At 67.6% G+C, this 21719-nt stretch carries 9 protein-coding genes; 4 read left to right on the top strand and 5 right to left on the bottom strand.

Features of this window, described 5'->3' with window-relative positions; translation table 11 throughout:
* Positions 1-155 precede the first annotated feature (155 nt).
* The 4 genes from EEB18_RS06020 (at position 156) to EEB18_RS06005 (ending at position 6613) form a co-directional block, all read left to right on the top strand.
* Complete coding sequence (locus EEB18_RS06020; RefSeq protein WP_187141889.1) at positions 156-2603, top strand: cyclic nucleotide-binding domain-containing protein; 2448 nt, start codon at positions 156-158, stop codon at positions 2601-2603.
* Positions 2603-3499, top strand: a complete 897-nt coding sequence (locus EEB18_RS06015; RefSeq protein WP_262408141.1) for a hypothetical protein — start codon at positions 2603-2605, stop codon at positions 3497-3499. Before EEB18_RS06020 ends, EEB18_RS06015 begins: the two co-directional genes overlap by 1 nt.
* Positions 3500-3518: 19 nt before the next feature.
* The gene (locus tag EEB18_RS06010; protein WP_187141888.1) at positions 3519-5453 is read left to right on the top strand and encodes a cytochrome c3 family protein; all 1935 of its coding nucleotides are present in this window, start codon (positions 3519-3521) and stop codon (positions 5451-5453) included.
* A 311-nt stretch (positions 5454-5764) separates the two neighbouring features.
* Entirely contained in the window at positions 5765-6613 is an 849-nt protein-coding gene (locus EEB18_RS06005; protein WP_056343226.1) for a phosphodiesterase, read from the top strand.
* Here the strand turns inward: EEB18_RS06005 and EEB18_RS06000 are convergent.
* The 5 genes from EEB18_RS06000 to EEB18_RS05980 form a co-directional block, all read right to left on the bottom strand.
* Positions 6610-7554: a D-2-hydroxyacid dehydrogenase gene (locus EEB18_RS06000; protein WP_187141887.1), complete on the bottom strand. Its 945-nt coding sequence runs from the start codon at positions 7552-7554 to the stop codon at positions 6610-6612. The two genes, EEB18_RS06005 and EEB18_RS06000, sit on opposite strands and share 4 nt — an antisense overlap.
* 19 nt (positions 7555-7573) lie before the next feature.
* A complete protein-coding gene (locus tag EEB18_RS05995; RefSeq protein WP_187141886.1) occupies positions 7574-7933 on the bottom strand; it encodes a hypothetical protein in 360 nt (119 codons plus the stop codon).
* A 68-nt stretch (positions 7934-8001) separates the two neighbouring features.
* A complete protein-coding gene (locus EEB18_RS05990) occupies positions 8002-8496 on the bottom strand; it encodes a hypothetical protein (RefSeq protein ID WP_187141885.1) in 495 nt (164 codons plus the stop codon).
* A 198-nt stretch (positions 8497-8694) separates the two neighbouring features.
* On the bottom strand, positions 8695-10137 hold the full coding sequence (gene cysS, locus EEB18_RS05985) for a cysteine--tRNA ligase (RefSeq protein ID WP_187141884.1): 1443 nt from the start codon (positions 10135-10137) through the stop codon (positions 8695-8697).
* A gap of 46 nt (positions 10138-10183) precedes the next feature.
* Positions 10184-21712, bottom strand: coding sequence for a hypothetical protein (locus tag EEB18_RS05980; protein WP_187141883.1), 11529 nt, complete (start codon positions 21710-21712; stop codon positions 10184-10186).
* Positions 21713-21719: the final 7 nt, after the last annotated feature.

The following is a 21719-nucleotide window of genomic DNA, read 5'->3' as shown; positions in this document are numbered from 1 at the left end:
GGCATAGCTTGACGCCCAGGACATAAGTCCGGGTCGCATCCATATTGTACTCGCCGGGGGGCTGGCGACAGGGGGACAGGGATGCCCGTGCGCAGGTTTGTGAGCATCACGGCGACAAGGTCGGGCGGCGTATCGCGCGGCCGGCGGACGCGCGCATGAGCGAGTCGCTCCCCAATGTTGTCAGGGTCGCGATCATCGGGTCGGGTCCCGCGGGGCTGAGTGCCGCGTCGCGCGCCGGACAGCTTGGCCTGTCGCACATCCTGCTCGAAAAGACCGATCACCTTTCGGACACCATCTATAAATATCAGAAGGGCAAGCGCGTGCTGGCGACGCCCGAGCGGCTCGACCTCAGGTCCGACTGCCGCTTTGCCGAGGGCGCGCGCGAATATATCCTCGGCAACTGGGACGAGGATGCCGCGAACAACAAGGTCCAGGTCGCCTATCATGCCGAAGTCGCCGAGGTGACCGGGCAAAAGGGCGCGTTCGCGATCAAGACCGCCAAGGGCGACGTCTTTCACGCCGAAAACATCATCCTCGCGATCGGCACGCAGGGCAATCCGAACCGGATGCGCTGCCCCGGCAACGACCTGCCGCACATCATCTATACCGTCGACGACCCCGAGGATTTCAAGGATAAGCATATCACCGTCGTCGGGTCGGGCGACGCGGGCATCGAGAATGCGCTCGGCGTCGCCGAGGAGGCGCTGGAAAACACCGTCACCATCCTCAACCGCTCGAAGGATTTCGCGCGCGCCAAGGCCAAAAATGTCTCCGACATGATGGAGGCGGGCGAAAATGGTTTCATGTCGATCCGCACCGAGACCCAGCCCAAGCTGGTCGAACCCGGCTGGCTGACGCTGGAAACCCCGACCGGCGATGAGAAGATCGAGTGCGACGTGATCGTTGCGCGCCTGGGGTCGGTCGCGCCGCGCGCGTTCGTCGAGTCGATGGGGATCGAATTCACCGGCCCCGACCGCGAAGCCTTTCCCAAGCTGTCGCCGACCTTTGAATCGACCGTCCCCGGCATCTTCGTGATCGGCGCGCTCGCGGGCTATCCGCTGATCAAGCATTGCATGAACCAGGGCTATGACGTCGTCGAGTTCATCAACGGCAACACCGACCTGACCCCCGCCGACGAAAAGGATCTGGCGGCGATCTTCGAAAAGCTGCCGCAGAAGAAATCGGTCAGCGAGTGGCTGGACTATATCCGCACCCGCGTCCGCATCTTCGCCGACGTCTCGCCGCTGCAGATGCGCGAGTTCATGCTCGATTCGAAGGTCGGCTATTATCCCAAGGGGGAAGTCGTCTTCTACGCCGACGAGCCGGGATCGTCGCTGTTCGCGATCGCCGACGGCCATGCCGTGGTCGAGATCGGGCCCGACATGACGGTGCCGATCGAGCAGGGGTCGATCTTTGGCGAGGTCGGCCTGATTTCGGGCCGCAAGCGCGGCGCGACGATCCGCGCCGGCGAGGACAGCATCTTCGTCGAGGTGTCGCGTACCGCCGCGCTCAAGCTGATGGCGTCGGTGCCGGGCGCCAAGCGCGTGATCAACCGCATCTCGCTGGAGCGCCAGCTGCTCCAGATCTTCAAGGGCGGGCTGACGGTCGAGGATCTCGAACCGATCGTCGAGGATCCGGCGATCGAACGCTTTCCGGCGGGCAAGGTCGTGCTCGCCGAGGGCGACGAGGGCGACGATGTCTATGTCGTGCGCTCGGGCTCGATGGTGGTCGAGAAGGATATCGGCGGCAAGGCGATCTTCCTGCGCTACCTGCCGGCGGGCAGCTATTTCGGCGAAATGGCGGTGCTCAGCGGCGCGCCGCGCAACGCCACGGTCAAAGCCGCGGTCGCGAGCGAAGTGATCCGGCTGAAGGGGCAGCAGTTCAAGGAAATGCTCGCCAAGCGGCCGAAGGTCCGCGAGGCGACCGAGGCCGCGGTCGCCGAGCGCGCCGCGATGAATGCCTTCATCGAATCGCGCAAGGCGAGCTATTCGAGCGCGGTCGACCTGTATTCGGACACCGCCGGCTTCATCATGAAGGAAGGGCTGGGCGAGGCGACCGACGCGTTGCTGATCGACGAGAATCTCTGTGTTGGCTGCGACAATTGCGAAAAGGCCTGCGCCGACAGCCATGAAGGGCTGTCGCGGCTCGACCGCGAGGCGGGCAAGACCTTCGCGCATCTGCACGTGCCGACGAGCTGCCGCCACTGCGAGCATCCGCATTGCATGGCCGACTGCCCGCCGAACGTCATCCACCGCGGCCCCGACGGCGAGGTGTTCATGGAGCCGGGGTGCATCGGCTGCGGCAATTGCATGCGCAATTGCCCCTATGGCGTGATCCGCATGGAAGCCGCGCCGCCCGAGAAGCCGAGCCTGCTGCGCTGGCTGCTTACCGGTTTCGGTCCCGGCCCGGGCGAACCCTCGCCCAAATGGACCAAGAAGAAGCTGGGCGAGGAAAAGCCCAAGAAGATCGCGGTCAAATGCGACATGTGCAAGGGCATCGCCGGCGGTCCCGCCTGCGTGCGTGCGTGCCCGACCGGCGCGGCGATCCGCGTGTCGCCCGAGGAATTCCTGTCGATCGCGCGGCTCGAAGAGGACGCCGGCTGATGGCGAGCCTGTTTTCGAACCTGTTCCGCGGCGGCCGCCGCAGCAAGGCGACGCAGACCGAGCGCGTGCGCGAGAGGCGACACGAGGGCTTCCTGCGCTACGCCAATTTTCGCTGGGCCAAGATTTCGGGCGGGCTCTGTCTGCTCATCATCGTCAGCTATGCGCTGGTCGACGTTACGCCGCGGCACAATGGCGGCAGCTGGTATGGCTATACGCTCGGCACGCTGGGCGCCGCGCTGATCCTCTGGCTCACCGCCCTGGGCTATCGCAAGCGCAAGATGACCAGCGATTATTGGTCGCTGAAAGCCTGGACGTCGGCGCATGTCTATCTCGGGCTCAGCCTGATGGTGATCGGCACCTGGCACACCGGCTTCCAGCTTGGCTGGAACGTCCATACGCTCGCCTGGGCGCTGATGATGCTGGTCATCCTGTCGGGGCTTTACGGCATCGTCGTCTATTCGACGCTTCCCGCGGCGCTGTCGAACAATCGCGACGAGATGACGCAGATGCAGATGCTCGAGGCGATCCGTGCCTTCGACCGCCAGCTGCACAGCGCCGCACAGCCGCTGACCCCCGAGGACACCGCGCCGGTGCTCGCGGCGCTGGACGAGGACCCTTTCGCGGGCGGCATCGGCGCGCGCTTGTCGGGGCGCTATCCCAAATGCGCGACAGCCGCCGCGCTGCACACGCTCGCGGGATCGCGCAGCAGCGATGCCGAGGCGCGCGAGAAGGTCGTCGGGCTGTTGAAGCAGAAACAGGCGGCGCTCGGGCGGCTGCGCCAGCATCTGCGCATCCGCGCGCTGCTCGAAATCTGGCTTTACGTGCATGTGCCGCTGACCTTTGCGCTGATCGCGGCGCTGTCGGCGCACATCATCAGCGTCTTCTTCTACTGGTAAGGCGAGGGGAGGGGGAAATATGAGCTTCATCCTGCGCCGTATCTCGACGACGAAGACCGGCAAACAGATCATCCGCGACCAGGCGCTGCCCGGTGACGCGATCACATTGGGCCGCGAGGGCGGCAACATCATTCACATCGCCGACCTGGCGGTGAACCCGCATCATGCGACGATCACCAGCACCGACGGGCGTCATGTCCGGGTGCAGGCGCAGGAGGGGCTGGGCTTCGACATCAACGGCCGGCCCGAGACGGTCGCCGACATCGACAGCGCCGCCGGTGCCGAGCTGCGCTTCGGTGGCCACCGCCTGACGATCGCGCGCGAGGGCGAGGCGATCATCCTGCTCGTCGAACGCATCGACGAGCTGTCGCAATCGTCGAAGGACGTCGACGAAGCCAAGGCCTTCTCGCTGCAGGGGGTGATGCCGGGTAAGCGTGTCGGCGCCTGGACCTTCGCGATCCTGATGCTGCTCGCCTTCCTCGTCGGGCCGATCTGGGCCTGGCAGAGCTACAAGAATGTCGACGAGCGGCCGAAGGGTTATCATGCCGACACCGCCTGGCTGTCGGGGCCGCTGTCGAGCGCGCACGCCAATCTGAAGAACGACTGCCAGTCGTGCCATGTCGAGCCGTTCGTGGCGGTGACCGACAAGGCGTGCGTCGGCTGTCACACCGGCGAGCATAAGGCGATGAGCACCGCGCACGCCAATGCGCCGACCGCGATGCTGCTCGCGGCGCGCGCGCCGCCGGGCGGGTTCGACAAATTCCTCGCGGGGGTCGGGCAGGCGTTCAACCGGCCGCAGGGTCGCTGCGTCGAATGTCATACCGAGCATGAGGGCGCGGGGCCGATGGCGGCGACGCCGCAGAAATTCTGCGCCGATTGCCATGAGGGCATGAACGGCCGGCTGAAGGCCGCGGGGCATCCGACCGAGCTTGCCGATGCCGGCGATTTCGGCACCAGCCATCCCGATTTCCGTCCGCTCGTCCACGCGGCGCCGGGCGCCAAGCCGGTGCGCGCCGCGCTCGGCAAACCGCCGCTCGACTATAACGGCCTGAAATTCCCGCACGACCTGCACCTGCAGGCGGCCGGCGGGGTCGCGCGCATGGCGGCGAGCTTCCGGGGCCGCTACGACTTCGGCAAGAAGCTCGAATGCGCGAACTGTCACAAGCCCGACGCCGACGGGGTGCGGATCAAGCCGGTCGAGATGGAGCGCGATTGCGCGATGTGCCACAGCCTTGCCTTCGAAACCGTTGGCGGCGTGACGCGCACGCTGCGGCATGGCGAACCCGGGCAGGTCGTCGCCGACCTCACCGCTTATTATCGTTCGACTCCGCCCGCGCGGCCGCTGCAGCTCGGCGGCATGGAGCGGCGGCGGCCGGGCCAATATGCCGAGGGGCAGGTCTACAACATCTATTTCCGCGAGGTCGCGGTACGCCCCAGCCGCGCCCAGGACGCGGTGCGCGCGGTCTTTTCGAAGGGCGGCGCCTGTTACGACTGCCACACGATCTTTGCGCCGACGTCGGGCAACGACTGGCGGGTGATGGCGGTCAACCAGACGCCGCGCTTCCTGCAAAAGGGCTGGTTCGACCATGACGCGCACAAGGAAACCGAATGCGCCGACTGCCACACTGCGGCGAGCGCGTCGAAACAATCGACCAACCTGCTCGTCCCGGGGCTGCGCCAGTGCCGCGACTGCCATGTCGGCGAGGGCGGCGCGCGGCTGGTCAAGGTCGAGACCGCGACCGAATCGCCCTGCGCGATGTGCCACGAATATCACAGCGACGGCGGCAAACCCTGGATGCCGCCGACCCAGCGCAAGAAAAAGACGGCGTTCATGACAAAACAACCGTCGCACGATACTTATGCTGTGAGCCAAATCACAGGGCGTGTGGGCCGGAATCTTTATAATGTGACTTGGCGCACTCCAGCGCTACAAGCCACTGAACAGGGCGGATGACAACAGGGCGGTCGGACCAGCCGACCAAAAGGGCCTAAACCCAAGAACTGCGCGCTCGAGGTTTGAAGCGATTTTGTTCAGGGCCAGAAAGCGAGGGGCAGGAATATGTCGATATTTCAACACTCGCTGACGCAGCCATGGACAAAATCGATCAAATCCCGAAGGGACGCCGAAATGGCTTCGATCTCGCCTGCGCGCGGCCTTGCAGATGGAACCACCATCCGCGGCGGCCACGCGAAGGCGATATCTTCGCCATTTCGACGCCTCGAACGCGCAGTTCTTGGGTTTAGGCCCTGAGACAGGGGACGGATATGCTGATCGCCCAGATCACCGATATCCATATCGGGTTCGATCCGGACAATCCGGCCGAATATAATCGCAAGCGGCTGGACGAGGTGCTCGACCTGCTGATCGAGGGGCCGAACCGGCCCGACCTGTTGCTCGCCACCGGCGACATCACCGATCGCGGCGATCCGGACAGCTATCGCCGTCTGGCGACGGCCTTTTCGCGCTGCCCCTTTCCGGTGTGGCCGAGCGTCGGCAACCACGACCTGCGCGACAATTTTCATGCGCAGTTTCCGGGCTTCGACGACGGCAACGGCTTTATCCAGTACAGCATCGACCTGCCCGAACTGCGGCTGGTCACCGTCGATACGCTCGAGGAGGGGCGCCATGGGGGCGCCTTTTGCGAGGCGCGCGCGGCGTGGCTCGACGCCGAACTGGCGAAGGACCCGGCCAAGCCGACCTATGTCGTGATGCACCATCCGCCGGTCGAAAGCGGGATCGAGTGGATGAACACCCATCCCGACGAACCCTGGGTCGCGACCTTCACCGACGTGATCCGCCGCCACCCGCAGGTACGCGGGCTGATCTGCGGGCATCTTCACCGCAGCGTCACCGTGTCGTGGGAGGGGCGGACCATCGCCATCTGTTCGTCGACCGCGCCGCAGGTGTCGCTCGATCTCAGGCCCATCGACGAGAACAAGCCCGACGACCGCCCGATGATCGTCGCCGAGGACCCCGCCTATGCGCTGCACCGCTGGAACGGGCGCGAGCTGGTGAGTTTCTATGACCATGCCGGATCGCACACGATGCTGGCCAAATATGACGAGCGACTGCAACCGCTGGTGCGCGAGTTGAAGGCCGAGCGGCCGGGCTAATAGCCCAGCGTCAGGTTGACGCGCGGCTCGACCGCTTCGCCCTTGTGCCAGCGGCCGAGATTTTCGAGGAAGCGCTCGGCGGCGCGCACGAACATTTTGTCCTGCGCACGGCCCGACAGGTGCATGGTGATATGCGCATTGTCGAGGCTCCACAGCACATCGTCGGCGGGCAGCGGTTCGGGGCTGGTGACGTCGAGGAAGGCCGCGGCGATTTGCTTGGCGTCGAGCGCGGTGACCAGCGCCGCCTGGTCGACGACGCTGCCGCGTGCGATGTTGATCAAAGTCGCGGTCGGTTTCATCGCGGCGAGTTCGGCGGCGCCGATCATGCCGTCGGTCTCTGGCGTCGCGGGGACGGCGAGGATCACCCAGTCATAATCGCCGAGGCGGTCGCGCCACTGGTCGGGGGTCAGCGTGTTGGGGCCGGGGGTCCGGCGCACGACGGTGACGTCGACGGCGAAGGCCTTCAGCCGCTCCTCGACCAGCTTGCCGATCGCGCCATAGCCGAGCAGCAGCGCCTTCGACCCGTAGAGTTCGACCTTGCCGGGCGAATCCTGGAGCCATTCATGCCGCTCCTGCGCGCGCACGACTTCGCGGTACCCCTTGGCGACGGTGAGCATGCCCATCACGACATATTCGGCGATGGTGATCGCGTTGATGCCGACGCCATTGGTGAGCACCGTGCCGCGCTCGGCGAGCAGGCCCAGCGGGATGCCGTCGACCCCGGCATAGATCGAGTTCAGCCAGCGCATTTTCGTCGCGGCGGTGATCGCGGCGGCCATGTCGCGCTTGTCGTACATGTCGAACCAGCCGATGTCGGCCTCGGGCGCGAGCGCCATCGCCTCCTCCTTCGACTGGAAAAAGCGCGGCTCGACCCAGTCGGGCAGGCGGCTTTCGATGAGCGGACGGACGAGGCCCGAGAGGACGGTGACGGTCTTGGTCATTGGTTGGCGATCCCGTGTTTCAGGCGGGGGAGAAGGCCCGCCAGACCACTATGGCCAAAAAGGGCAGTCCGGCAAGGTCGGCGAACGCAATGGTGCGGAGCGACGGGGGCGATCCGGCCTGCCAATAGAGCCACAGGAAGGAGAGCATGCTGATCGCGGCGGCGACGCTGGCGGCACGGCGCGTGCCGGGGTCGAACGCCGCCCAGACGCAGAGGGTGCAGACGACGACGAACAGCGCCGCGCGGTGGTGGAGCAGCAGGAAGGTCGGGCTTTGGGCGTCGACGGCGTAGAGGCGCGTCAGCATCGCCGGGCGGAAGAAGGCGAGCGCCGGGGCGAGGTGGATGAGCGCGAGGAGGAGCCAGGCGATGCGGTCGAGCATGGCGGGAGTGTAGCGCTTACAGGAGTGTAAGCAAGGGGCGTGGCGCCAGATTTGGGGTGGGAAGCCGACTAGCGCTTGGGTGGTGGTGTGGACACGAAAATCGGGTAGGGATTCTTGTGTCCGCGACATAGTTCAAACCCACCCGCCTCTTCCTTTTGGAAACGCGTAGGCCATCCGCCGATGCAATCGATTGGTATCGCATCAATACCGTCGACAATTGCGATCGACATCGAATTGATCCGGGCCTCCCCAATTACGCAATTCAGATTGGCTTTCGGCATTCCGTCGATTTTGACGAACGATGACCCGGCATAATCTGGCTGGGATACGTCCGTCACGAACTGCTCGATCTTGCAATCCCTGATGATCTTTGCGCTCGTCGGGCCGTCCTCAGGTTTGTAATTCAGCCCTAGAATGTGCTCGTAATTATCGTCGGCGACACGGAGGTATTGAACGGTGCCGTCTTCCGACAACGACGCGACCGCAGCGACGCTTGCTAGTGCCGATGCAGCGCCAGCCAACATTCCAATTAGAAAAGGCCGACGGTTCATTGCTCTGCTCATGGCCGGAACCTTACTCGCGTTTCCAATGTCCGCAATCGGTCGCTTGTTGCCGCCCCGCCTCCGAAGCGCTGATGATCAATATTGGGTAGGGAACAGACGTTGCCGATCCTCCCTGTCGCGTCCTCCCCATCGCTTCGCCACAGGGAGGATTTATAGCCGACTTCGGTCGAAATCCGACCTCGCCCATGACTGCGGCAGCTATGCCTCCAACCGCCAATCCCAGCCGAGCGGGTCGCCGTCCATCACCTCGACCCCGGCGGCGATGAGCTCGTCGCGCAGCGCGTCGGAGGCCGCGAATTCCTTGGCCGCGCGCGCTTCCTTGCGGCGGATGAGGGTGGCTTCGATTTCTGCTTCGGTGATAGTTGCGGATTTCGGGCGGACGCGCAGGTCGGCGCGGCTGATCGCCAGCAGGTCGAGGCCGAGAACGGCGTCCATCGCGACAAGCGCCGTGCGCTTCTGCCCGGCGTCGATCTTTTTCATCGCCGCTGCTTCTTCGAGCAGGGTCAATGCGACAGCGGTGTTGAGGTCGTCGGACATCGCCGCGTCGAATTTGGCCAAGAGGTCGGTCAGCCGGCGATCGGCGACCGGCGCGTCGTCGGCGTCGCGAAGGGCGGCGACTGCCATCACCAGTCGCTTCAACCGCGTCAGCGCCGCGCCGAGGCCGTCCCACGAGAACTCCAGCTCGCTGCGATAATGCGCCTGCAGGCACAGCAGGCGATAGGCGAGCGGGTGGTAGCCCTTGTCGGTCAGCAGCTGAACGCGCAAAAACTCGCCGCTGGATTTCGACATCTTGCCGCTGCGTTCGACGAGGAAATTATTGTGCATCCAGAAACGCGCGCCGCTGGCGTCGCTGCAGCTGTGCGCCTGGTTCTGCGCGATCTCGTTCGGATGGTGGATCTCGCGGTGGTCGATGCCGCCGGTGTGGATGTCGAACGGGAAACCAAGCAGCGCCTCCGACATCACCGAGCATTCGAGATGCCAGCCCGGCGCGCCGCGGCCCCAGGGTGAATCCCATTCCATCTGGCGCGTCTCGCCCGCGGGGGTCTTGCGCCAGATCGCGAAATCGGCAGGCAGGCGCTTGCCATCGACGGGGTCGATGCGGCTCTCGCCCTCATCGGTGCCGTGGCGCGCGAGGCGCCCGTAATTATTGACACTCGCGGTGTCGAAATAGAGGCCGCTGTCCAGTTCGTAGCAATGTTTGTCGGCGATCGCCTTGGCGAAGTCGATCATCTGCGGGACATAGTCGGTGGCGATCGACCAGTGCGCGGGCTGGCGGATATTGAGCGCCTTGATGTCGGCCCAATAGGCCTCGGTATAATGGCGCGCGATGTCCCAGATCGACTGCGCGCGCTCGGCCGCCGCTTTTTCGAGCTTGTCCTCGCCTGCGTCGGCGTCGTCGGTCAGATGGCCGACGTCGGTGATGTTGATGACGTGGGTGAGCTTGTACCCTTTGAACGACAGTGTCCGCCCAAGGGTGTCGGCGAAGACATAGGCGCGCATATTGCCGATATGCGGATAGTTATAGACCGTCGGCCCGCAGCTGTAGACGCGCGCCTCGCCCGGATGGACGGGGACGAACTCCTCGAGGGAGCGCGTCAGGCTGTTGAACAGCTTCAGCGGCAGGGCAGGGGCGTCGGTCATGTCCGCGCCCATGCCCCGCCGCGACGCCCAACGTCAACCGAAACGCTTATTCGCTCGGCGGCGTCCACAGGTCGTCGTTGCCCGCGCCGGTCACCGGATCGTCGAGCAGCGGCTCGCCGGTCAGCGGGTCGAGGCTGCGCATCGTGATCAGTGGCACCGGCAGGCTCATGCCCTCGGCGTCGTCGCTATCACCTTCGTCATCGTCCTCCTTGTTGATGACGTCCTGCACCGGGAAGGAGGATTCGAATTCGAGGAAGGCGCAGGTCGTCGAACTGACGATCAGGCACCCGTTCATCGTCGATCCCGAGTCGAAGGCGAGGCCGCTACCGCTCAAGGGACCGCTGCCGATCACGAAGCCGTCGATCGACAGCAGCGGGATGGCGTCGAGTCCGGTGACCTGGCCCGACGGACCGAGGTGGACGCCGTTGATGACGATCCGCGAATCGGCCCCCTCGACGTTCACATTGAGCCCGAGCGTGCCGAAGGTCAGCCCGCGGCGCTGCGCGAAGCGCGTGCCGAGGCCGGTATTCTGGACATAGAAGCCGCCGACGACGCTGACGTCGATGCCGCCCGCGACCAGCGCGCCTTCGTCGCTGGTTACGCCGTCATTCTGTGCCAGCCGGTCATCGATCGCGTCGATGTCGGCCGCCGCCGCGACGTCGGCGATCGCGCTGGCGGTCGCGACGATGACGTCGTCCGATTCGAGCGTCAGGAGACCGCCGGGGGTCGAGGCGCCGCTGGTGCTGCTGCCGCCGGTGAGCCGGATGGTGCCCTCGCCGAGGATGACTTCGAGCGCGTCGCTGGCGCGGATCGCGAGGCCGTTGTTGTCGCCCATGCCGGTGAGCAGCACGTCGCCGAGCACGCGGGCCTTGCCCGGGGTCTCGATCGTCAGCGTGCCGTTGGTGCCCAGGTTCGAGGTCGGCGATCCCGCGGTCATCGTGAAATCGTCGATGATCACGTCGGGCTGCGCGCTGCTGCCGACAGAACCGATCGGCAGGCCGCCGGGCGCCGCGGCGACGAAGCCGCCATTGTTGTCGTCGACCTGCGGGGCGAAGATGCGGATGTCGGTACCATAGAGGCGCGCCATTTCGGCCGCGTCGATATGATAGCCGTCGCGCGTGCCGGTGCCGCCGATGAAGGTCTGGCTGTTGCCGTCGGTATTGCGCACGTCGAGCACGGCGGTGGTGCCGGCGGTGCCGAGGCGCCCGCCGGAGCCGATGACGATGTCCGCCGATCCAAGCGACATTTCGCGCCCGGTGACCGCGCCATTGACCGTCAGCACCCCGCCCGCTTCGCCGAGCAGGCTGTTGGTCGCGGTCACCGCGCCGAGCGTCATGTCATCGTCGGATTCGAGCTGCACGTCGGCGGCGCCGAGCTGCGTCACGCTGAGGTCGCCATTGGTCGAACGCAGCGATGCGCGGCCCGCCACGGTACCGGCGGTGACCGACAGATTGCCGCTGTTGGTGATCGACGCGTCGCCGACATCCGTGGTCAGCGTGCTGAAGACCAGATTGCCGCTGCCGCTGCCGATCGCGATGCTGTTGCCGCTTGCATCGACCGGTCCGGCCGAACTCAGGCTGGCGATCTCGATCGCGCCGTCGGCGCTGTCGAGCAAGGTGGTGCCGCCGCTGGCCACGGTGCCCGCAGCCACGCCTTCGCCTCCGCTGAGCGCCAGCGAGCCCCCGGCGCCGGTGACGGCGCGGGTGATTGCGATCGTCGTCCCGGCGGCGAGTTCCAGATTGCCGCCGGCGCGCACCGCGCCGCCGCTGATCGCGCCGCTTGTCGTGACCTGCAGGTTGCGACCGGCGCTCAGGCTGTCGATCCCGTCGCCGACCGGGGTCGTCAGGCTGGCGATATCGACCGACGCCGCGGCGATGGTGATGTCGCGGCCCGCGGTTGCCGGCGCGGTCACCGCGACATTGCCCGACGAATTGATGCGGACATCGTCGAAAGCGGCGAGGCCGGCAAAGGTGCCGCTGCCGCTTTGCGTCCGGATGCTGCTGTCGCCTCCGGTCTGGCCGAGGCCGAGCGTCGTCGCGCCGCTGACCGACAAGGACGTGGCGGCACCGAGGATGATGTCGTCGCCCGCCGACAGTCCGGCGGCGGTGACCGACCCGCCGGTCGAACGCAGGTCGATGTCGGCGCCGTCGAGCGACGAGACCCCTTCGCCCTGGCCGATGGTGAAGCCGTTCGCCGTATAGTCGAGGACGAAGCCGTCGGGACCTTCGGCGGTCGCGCGAACGCCGGTCGCGGTGACCGCGCCGCCGGCCAGGACGTCGAGATCGTCGCCGACGGTGATGCCCGAGAGGTTGGCGGTCGTGCCGGCGAGCACGAGCATGTCTTCGCCCGCCGTGACATTGGTCAGCGTCGCCGACCCGCGGGCGTTGACGCCGACCATGCCGGCCCCGCTGCTGTCGACCAGCGTTACATTGCCGCCGGCGTCGACGAAGACATTGCCCGCCGTGTCGACGTCACCGTTGCTCGGGTCGGGGGCGCCGCCCGCGGCATTGGCGGTCACATTGATGTTGCCGCCCGCGCTCAGTTCGATGTCGCCGCCGGCCGCATAAGCGCCGCTGATATTGCCGCCGGCCAGCACGCCGATGTTGCCCGCGGCCGTGCCGTTGGCGATCGCGACGTCGCCGCCGCTGCCGAACGCCGACAACAGGCCGCCGGAGTCGATGTTGCCGACCGTGATGCTGTTGCCGGTCAGGAAGACATCGCTTCCGGCGAGGATCGTCGACCCGGCGATTCCTTGGGCGCCCGGCGCGGTCCCGGTGGCGTTGAGGTCGACATAGTCGCCCGCGTCGAGCGCGGCGAAGGCGATCGATTGGGCATCGACGTCGATATGGCCGCCGGCGGTCGAATTGCCGAGGTCGGCCGCGCCGCTGGCGGTGATGTCGATATTTCCGTCGGTAATGATCGAGTTGAGTCCGGTGCGGATGCGCGCGACGTCGGCGGTGAAATCGCCCGCCGCCTCGGCATGGTCGACGTCGAAGGCCCCGGCGAGCGCGATGTTGATGTTGCTGCCGCTCTCGCCGCTGTCGGGGTTGTCGCCGGTTGCGTCCATCAGCGCGACGGTGACGTCGCCGCTGCCGCTGATGCCGATGTCGTCGCCCGCGATCAGCGAGCCGAAGCTGCCGCCTTGCGTCGTCGCGATGACGATGTCGCGGCGGGCGTCGATCGTTCCGGTGGCCGTGACCGCGCCGCTGGTCGCGGTCAGGCTGACGTTGCCGTTCGTGCCGGTCACATCGCCGACGGCGATGCTGGCGCCGGAGAGGCTGGCGTTCTGGAACGCGGTGACGCCGCCGGTCAGGCTGACGGCGCCGGTGGCGTTGGCGGCGACATTGCCGCTGGTTGCGATCACCGCTCCGGTCGCGGTGATGCCGCCGTTCGTCGCGGTCAGGTCGGTCGATACGACGCGCACCTCGTTGGCGCCGAGGTCGATCGAACTGCCCTCTGCCGAGAAGACGCCGCCGCGCACATTGCCGCCGACGGTTACCGCGCCGCCCGCTTCGACGCGGGCCGAGCCGGTGATCGATCCGGTGCTGATGAACCCGGGCGCCGAAATCTGTGCGCCGCCCGAGATGATGTTGCCGACCGCGATGTCGCCGCCGGCGGTCGCGGTCAGATTGCCGCTCGTCGCGATGCGGCTGGCGCTGGTTTGGGTGATGTCGCCGGCCGAAGCGATGGTGATGCCGTTGAAGCCGTTGACGCTGCCGCCGAGGTCGACATCGCCGACCGTCGAGGTGATCGAGACGATATTGCCGTCGACCCCCTGCGTTCCGACGCTGGTGCCGCGCAGGGTAACGTTGTTCGCCGCCGAAACGGGGCCGCTGGCGACCAGCGCGCCCGACGAAAGCAGGACGATGTTGCTGCCGTTATTCTCGTCGTCGATGCCGCCGCCGGTCGCGTCGACGCTGCCGACCGTCACGCTGCGACCGCCGGTGATGCGGATGTCGTCGCCCGCGCCGGCGATGCGGACATTGGCGTCGCGCGATGCGCGCACCGTCAGGTCGCGGTCGGCGCCGAGTTGCCCGGCGACGAGGACGTCGCGGTTCGCGTCGAGTGCGAGCGTGCCGTTCGCAAAGGCGCGGTCGTTCGCGTCGAGGACGATGTCGCGCGCCGAGGTATAGCTGATGTTGAAGCCGAAGACGTCGCCGTCGGTGCGGATGTCGCCCGTCGTCGAGGTCAGCGCGACATTGCCCCCCGCGGTGATGCTGCGCAGGCCGAGGCTGGCGCCGCTGGCGGTGGTGTCGCCGCCCGACTGGAGCAGCCCGGTCGCGGTTACTGCACCGGTCGCGGTCAGGCCGATATTGGCGCCGACGTCGGCGCTGGTCAGCGTGATCGGCCCGCCACTCGCGCCTGCGGTGAACGAACCGCCCGCGGTCACGTCCTGGAGCGACATGCTGGTCGCGCTGAAATTGACGTCGTCGTTGGCGAAGGTGCTGCCGGTCACGGTCAGCACGCCCGCGATGGTGCCCGAAACGTTGCTGCCGATTTCCTCGCCTTGCGGGTTGCTGCCCTCGGCGGTGATCGAGGCGATGGTGACGTCGCCGCCCGCGCCGATCGACACATCGTCGCCCGCGGTGATCGCGTTGAAGGTGCCGCCCGTCGCGGCGTTGATGAAGACATCGCTGCCCGCCGAGATCGTCCCGGTCGAATTGATCGCGCCGCTGTTCGAGCGCAGCGTGACGAAGCTGTTCGAGCTGACGTCGGCGACGTCGATCGAGCCGCCGGTCATCTCGACGAAATTGCCGCCGTTGGCCGCACCGGTGATGGTGATCGCGCCGGTCGCCTGCACCTGCAGGTCGGCGAGCGTCGTGACATTGCCGTTGGCGGTCACGTCGCCGGCGGTCGCGCGCAACAGGATCTGGTTGGCGAGGCCGTTGGCGTTGCGCAGCGCGACGCTGCTGCCCTCGATGAACATGCCGCCGCTGGTGACATCGCCGGTGATGTTGACCGCGCCGACCGCGTCGATGAACGTATAGTCGGCGTTGATCGCACCCGTGTCGACGGTGCCGCCGGCGGTCAGCCGGGTCTGGCCGACGGTGTTCGTCGCCCCGGTGATCGCGATGCTGCCCGGGGTGGTGATATAGGCGCCGGAGTTGTCGGCCTCATTGTCGGCACCGCCCGCCGTCGTCAGCAGGGTTGCCGCCGAGACATTGCCGTTGGCGGTGATGCGGATATCGTCGCCCGCCGACAGGTCGGCGAAGCTGCCGCCGGCCGCCGAGGTGATCGTCAGGTCGTGCCCGGCCGACAGCGCACCGATCGCGCCGATGCCGCCGCTGGTCGAGGTCAGGATGATGTCGGTGCCCGCGGTGACCGATTCGAGATCGAGCGCGCTGCCAGTGATCGTGGTGACGAGGCCCGAGCGAATGGTGTTCGTCGTGCGTACGACATTGCTGGCGGTCGCGGTCAGATTGTCGAAGGCGACCGCGTTCGACGCGTCGATCGTCCCCGCCGAGGCGGTGAGCACGATGTTCGACAGGTCGGTGGGGCCGGTCTGGATCTGCCACATGTCGGGTCCGCCCGCGCTCGACGGCGCGAGGATCAGGCTGCGCCCGTCGGGTCCGGCGCCGGTGGTCGAGACATTGTCGACGATGACGCAGCAGGTGCCGGTGACGATCAGGTCGTCGCCCGCGAGCGAATTGGTCACGGTCGCGGTATTGCCCGCGACGACATAAAGATCCTCGCCCGCGGTCGCGCCGTCGACATTGGCGTTGGTGCCCGCCGCGACGCCGATCATCGTCGCAGCGCTGCTGCCCGCGAGCAGGTTCGCATCGCCCGCAGCGTTGATGAAGACATAGCCTTCGGACGGGCCGTTGGGGCCCACGTAGGTGCCGGCGGCGGTCGCCTGTGCGGTGATGTTGGTGGCCGCGGTCAGGCCGACATTGCCGCCCGCCGCGAAATTGCCGCCGATGTCGCCGGCGCTGTTGATGATGATGTCGCCGTCGGTGGTCGCCGACAGGCGCGCGTTGCCGCCGGTCGAAAGGGCGAACAGCGAGGCCGAGGTGACGACGCTGTCGTTGATCCGGATCGTGTTGCCGAACAGCGCGACATTGCCGCCTGCGGTGATGCCGTTGCCGAGGATGCCCTCGGCCCCCGGCGCGGTGCCGGTCGCGTTGAGGGTGACCGTGGTCCCGGCGCCGATCGTATCGAAGACGATCGACTGGCCATCGACTGCGACGAACCCGCCCGCCGTCGAATTGCCTAGGTCGACCGCGCCCAGCGCGTTGATGTCGATGTCGCCGCCGGTGATGATCGAATTGGGGCCGGTGGCGAAGCTGCCGACGTCGGCGGTGAAATCATTGTCGGCCTCGGCATGGTCGACGCTTGCCGCGCTCACCGTGCTGAAGAAGATGTTGCTGCCGTCGACTTCGGAATCGAGCCCGGTGCCGGTGGTGACCAGCCGCCCGGCGACGATCGTGTTGCCGGTCAGGCTGATGTCGTCGCCCGCCGTCGCGGCGTTGATCGCCACCTCGTCGCGCGCATTGGCGGTCAGGTCGTCGCCGCTGGTCGTGGTGCCATAGACGTTGATGCGGCCTTCGGTCGCGAGCAGCAGGGTCAGCGTCTGCGCATCGAGCGAATCGACGTCGATCGCACTGTTGGTGCCGGTCGCGATCATCGACAGGCTGGTGCCGCCGCTGACCAGGCTGCCCGGCGCGCTGCGGATCGAGTTCACCGCGGTGAAGGAGGCGCTGGTGCCCGACTGGATCGTCGGCGCGGTGCCGGTGCGGAAATCGTGGCGGATATCGACCTGATCGCCCGCATTGACGGTGAGCGCGCCGCCGGCGTTGAGCTGGCCGGTGCCCTGGGCATAGACGCCGACCGAACCGTCGGTGTTCAGCGACACGGCGCCGTCGGTCTGGATCAGCCCGTTGGTGACGCCGAGGAAGATGCCGTGCGGCGCGACGTCGGTGTCGTTGTTCGTCAATGAGGTGCCGCCGAACGCATTGGCAGTCAGGCTGGCCATCTGGATCGTGCCCGCGCTCCGCAGTTCGATCCGTCCCGCGACATCGCCATTGGCGTCGATCGTCGTGTCGCCGAGGGTGATCGTGCCGGCAGCGGTTCCGTTGCCGAAGGTTTCGATCTGGACCCGGCCGCCGATCGTGCCGGTAAAGGCATTTCCGGCGCCGCCGCCCCCCGAGCCGACGCCGCCCGCGCCGCCCGCGCCAGAGGTGCCGCCGACCGCTATGGAGACCGGCGCCCCGCTCGACGAAATGCTTCCGCTGCCATTGGCGACCAGGTGAACGAGTCCGCCGGACCCGGCGCCGCCAAGGCCGCCGTCGCCGCCGCTCAGCCCCATGACCACATCGTCGGGCGTGCCGGGGATGCCGTCGGGGCCGGGCAGGGTGATGGTGCCGGGATTGTCGGCGCCGGTCCCGCCGTCGCCGCCGGTCCCGAAGCTGCCGAGCGCGACGGCGCTGAGCCGCCCGAAGGTCAGCGTCACCGCGCCGTCGTCGGCGATGACTTCGACCGTGCCGCCGGTGCCGTTGCCGCCGCCGCCGCCGGCCGGGCCGACGCGGGGATTGTTGCCCGCTGCGAGTGCCGCATTGCCGCCCTGGCCGCCCAGTGCGCCGGCCGTGAAATTGTCCTGCGAGATGGTAGCGCTGCCATTCGCGCCGGTCACCCGGACGCGCGATATGCCGCCAAAGGCCGAGCCGCCGAAACCGCCCGCGCCGTCGATCCCGTCGCCGCCGTCGCCGCCCTCGGCGCTGGAATCGAGGATCACGTCGACCCTGCCGGCAGCGATATTGTCGACGATCAGCTCTGCGGTTCCGCCTTGCCCGAAACCGCCGTCGCCGCCGATATTATTGGTGCCGCCGATGCCGCCGACCCCCAGCGCATAGCCGCCCATGGTGCCCGTTGCGGTGACCAAAGTCGCGAGGTCGATCGTCGCGGTGCCGCCCTGGCCGTTGCCGCCGTTGCCGCCGCGTGCGACGCCCGACACCGGACCCGAATTGAGGTTGAGCAGCCCGCCGCCGTTGCCGCCGAAACCGCCGGCGTCGGCGGTGATGTCCCCCGAGGTCAGCGTTCCCGCGGTCAGGTTGATCGCGGCGGTGCCGCCCTGGCCGTTGCCACCGTTGCCGGCGTTGCCGACGACGCCCGCGGCGCTGATGAAATCGCCGCCGTCGCCGCCGATGCCCGACGCAAGGGCGCTGAGCGTGGTGGTGGTGACGACCGCGTTGCCGTTGAGGTTGATCGTCGCGGTGCCGCCCTGGCCAAAGCCGCCATTCTGGCCGTCGACCGGGTTCGCGGGGTCGCTGTCGCTGCCGATCTGCCCGACGCCGCCGGCGCCGACCGCTTCGGCGCTGATGGTCGTGGCGTCGAGCGTGCCGCCGAGAAGGTCGATCGTTGCCGTGCCGCCAAAGCCCGACCCGCCGGCCGACGCGCGCAGGTTGCCGCCGCCGACACCGTTCGCCGATACAACGAGGTCGCCGACGTTCGCGGCGCCGCCGGTCTGCCTATAGGCCGCGATGCCGCCACTGCCGACGCCGTTGTCCCCGGCGACGGAGCCGCTGAAGCCGCTGGCCGAAAGCTGAAGCTGTCCGCCGGTCACCTGGCCGCCCTGGACGTCTACCGTGATGTCTCCGCCATTGCCCGCGGCGGTGCCGGGCATTTGTGCCGGCCCCTCGAATATCTGGGCCGCGCGTCCGTCGGCGCTGACGGAAAGGCTCTGGAAATTGAGGGTGCTGGTGTTGAGATTATTGTCGAGCACCTGAAGCAGGATCGAGCCGCCGCGGCCGACAACGATGTTGCCCGCGCTGCTCGCGTCGCCCCCGGCGATGCCGGTCGAGCTGAAAAAGGCGGGGGCGCCGAAGCTGACGGTCCCGCCATCGACGACGACCCCGATCCGGCCACCGGTGGCCGAGGCGCCGCCCTGCGAAAAGCCCGTTGCCGCATCGGTCGCGAAGGAGCTGGTTCCGGCGCTGTCGGTTGCCGAGAATACGCCGGTGTTCGCGGCGCGAATGTCAATCGTGCCGCCCTGCGCGGCGCCGCCGGCACCCGCGCTGTTGCCGGAGGCCGCGGTGGCAGCGATATCGAAGGATCCGGCGGTGATCGTACCGCCATCGGCGGTGAAATCGATGTCGCCGCCGGTTGCCGTGCCGGTGCTGTTGGGCAGGGTGCCATTGGCCCCGCCGACGCTCGCATTGGCGGTGATCGTGGTCAAAGCCGTCAGGCTGCTGTTGCCGCCACTGCCGATCGCGGTCACGGCGATGGTGCCGCCCCGCGCATTGCCGCGGTTTTCGCCCGACGCGGCCTGCGCGCTGGCGTCGAAACCGATCGAGCTGTCCGACGCGAGGGTCGCGCCGCCGTTGATCGTCACATTGATGGTGCCGCCGACGGCGTCGCCGGTGGTCGAACTGGTGCCGTTGACGCTCGATGCGCCGCCGCTGAGCGCACTCGCGTCGACGGACAGGGAGTTTTGTTCGGCGTTGATGCCATTGTCGGCGGTGATCGTCACCGTGCCGCCCGTCGCATTGCCGCCGGTCGCGCCGTCGCCGGTGGCGTTGCCGCCGGTCCCCGACGCATTGGCCGTCAGGTCGCCGAGCGCCGCGGTCGAGGAATTGTCGGCGGTGAAGGTCAGTTCGATCGTGCCGCCCTGTCCGTCGCCGCCGTTCAGCGAGGGGAAGGTGCCGATATTGGGGCTGGATACGGAGCCGCCGCCGGTACCGCCCGCCGCGAGCGTCGTCGTGGGCGAGGTCAGCGAACTGAGCGCGCCAAGCACCTGGATGCGCGCGGTGCCGCCGGTGCCATTGCCCGACTGGACGTTGCCGATCTGGCCGGCGCCGTTCGCGCTGACGCTGAGGCTGGTGTTCGCGGTGAGCGTGCCGCCGCTGTCGACGGTGACTTCGGCGGTGCCGCCCTGGCCGTTGCCGCCCTGGTCGGCGATGACCGGGGCGCCTGACGGCGAACTGGTGACGCCGCCGCCACGCCCGCTGGCCGAGACATTGATCGTGTCGGCGGTGAGCGAGCCGCCATTTTGGACGGTAAGGCCGGCGGTGCCGCCGGTGCCCGTGCCGCCGATGCCAGTGGCGCTGAGGTCGCCCGTCCCGGCCGCCGAAATCGCAATGCCGTTGCCTACGACGACGGTGCCGCCGTCGACCGTGAACTGGGCGCTGCCGCCGGTGCTGTTACCGGTGACGGCATCGGGCCGCCCGGCGCCGAGCAGCGACAGATTGCCGAGAACCGCCAGCCCGCCGCCCGGATTGACGTTGATCGCCGCATTGCCGGCCTGGCCGCCGCTGCCGTTCGATGCGACGACAAAATTGCCGGTGGCACCGACGATCTGGTTGTTGCCGACCGAGACCGTCGCGCTGGCGTCGCCGATGAAGGTGGCGTTGCCCTGGACGATCAGGCGGCCGAGATGCGGCGGCGGCACGGCGACGACAGGGCCGCCAGCGGGGATCGACGCGATCGGCTGGCCGACGAAAGCGCCACTGGCGTGCGCCGTGACGCTGCTCTGGAATATCGTGTCGTTGACGGTGATGTTCGCGGCGGCGGTGCCCACCGGCGCGCCGACGATCACACCATTGGCGACATTGTAACCCGCCGACAGCACCACCGCGCCGTCGGGGTCGGTTTGCGCGGTAACCGCGTCCCGATAGCCGACCTGACCCGAAATCAGCATCGTGACGGCGTCGTTCTTCGGGATCGCGACCATATAGACGCGGCTCTGGTCGGTATCGCCCTGCTGGTGGGCCGGGCCGCCGGTGATGCCGGTGTGGGTGATGGCGTTGCCACCCTCTGCCCCGACCGTGACATTGATGTCGAACAGGCCGTTGTTGATCGTAATGTCGGCCTGTTCGGCGGCGACGAGCGCGGCCGAACCATCGACGTCGATGATCCCGCCCTGGTTGATGCGCGGGGCCACGAGCGCGACATAGCTGCTGCCCGGATTGCCGGGGTACGAAGCGCTGATGAAGCTTTGCGGGCTGATGTCGATCGACGCCGTGCTGCCCGATGCGCCGCGAAACCGGATTTCGCCGCCGGGGCCGAACAGGCCGCCGGTGGTGTCGATATCGTTCGCGGTCAGCACCAGGCTGCCGACGTTGATCGCCGCGCGCGCGCCGATCAGGATGCCGCCGGCGTTGTAGAACCAGATATTGCCGCCCTGCGGGTTCCCGGCGCTCGAGAACGGCGATCCGTCATAGCTGTTGACGGTGCCGTTGAGCGCGATCTGGCGGCTGATCGGGATCGGCGCGCCGGTGATCGGGTTGACCGCGATGAAGCGGTTGAGGACGGTGTATTGGCCGGTGCCATAGAATTCGAGGGTGTTGCCCGTCGGCAGGAAATCGATCGGCGCGCCGGTCGCTGCGCTGTCGGTCGGGGTCCAGTTGATGATCGTCTGCGCGCTGGTGGTCACGACTTGGGTGGTGTTCGGCGGCGCGATGCCGGGCGCCGGCGGGGAAATAGTCGCAGTGCCCGTGACGACCTGCCCCGTTCCCTGGACACCCTGCGCGCGCGCCGGGCCGCCGAAGGCGAGCGCGGCCAGCCCCGCCGCGATCGCGCAGCTCGCCAGCAGGTGCGGCTTGCCCGTGCGGACGGTCGGGATCGAAGCGGTGGCACGCATGGCGGAT

The sequence above is a fragment of the Sphingopyxis sp. OPL5 genome (assembly GCF_003797775.2).
Classification (GTDB): domain Bacteria; phylum Pseudomonadota; class Alphaproteobacteria; order Sphingomonadales; family Sphingomonadaceae; genus Sphingopyxis.
This window is presented reverse-complemented; position numbering and strand designations above follow the sequence as displayed.

Bases quoted from the DNA above. Each gene is read 5' to 3' on its own strand.
- EEB18_RS06000 (WP_187141887.1), bottom strand. From the start codon at position 7,554: ATGACCAAGACCGTCACCGTCCTCTCGGGCCTCGTCCGTCCGCTCATC.
- EEB18_RS06020 (WP_187141889.1), top strand. From the start codon at position 156: ATGAGCGAGTCGCTCCCCAATGTTGTCAGGGTCGCGATCATCGGGTCG.
- EEB18_RS06005 (WP_056343226.1), top strand. From the start codon at position 5,765: ATGCTGATCGCCCAGATCACCGATATCCATATCGGGTTCGATCCGGAC.
- EEB18_RS05980 (WP_187141883.1), bottom strand. From the start codon at position 21,712: ATGCGTGCCACCGCTTCGATCCCGACCGTCCGCACGGGCAAGCCGCAC.
- EEB18_RS06015 (WP_262408141.1), top strand. From the start codon at position 2,603: ATGGCGAGCCTGTTTTCGAACCTGTTCCGCGGCGGCCGCCGCAGCAAG.
- cysS (WP_187141884.1), bottom strand. From the start codon at position 10,137: ATGACCGACGCCCCTGCCCTGCCGCTGAAGCTGTTCAACAGCCTGACG.
- EEB18_RS06010 (WP_187141888.1), top strand. From the start codon at position 3,519: ATGAGCTTCATCCTGCGCCGTATCTCGACGACGAAGACCGGCAAACAG.
- EEB18_RS05995 (WP_187141886.1), bottom strand. From the start codon at position 7,933: ATGCTCGACCGCATCGCCTGGCTCCTCCTCGCGCTCATCCACCTCGCC.
- EEB18_RS05990 (WP_187141885.1), bottom strand. From the start codon at position 8,496: ATGAGCAGAGCAATGAACCGTCGGCCTTTTCTAATTGGAATGTTGGCT.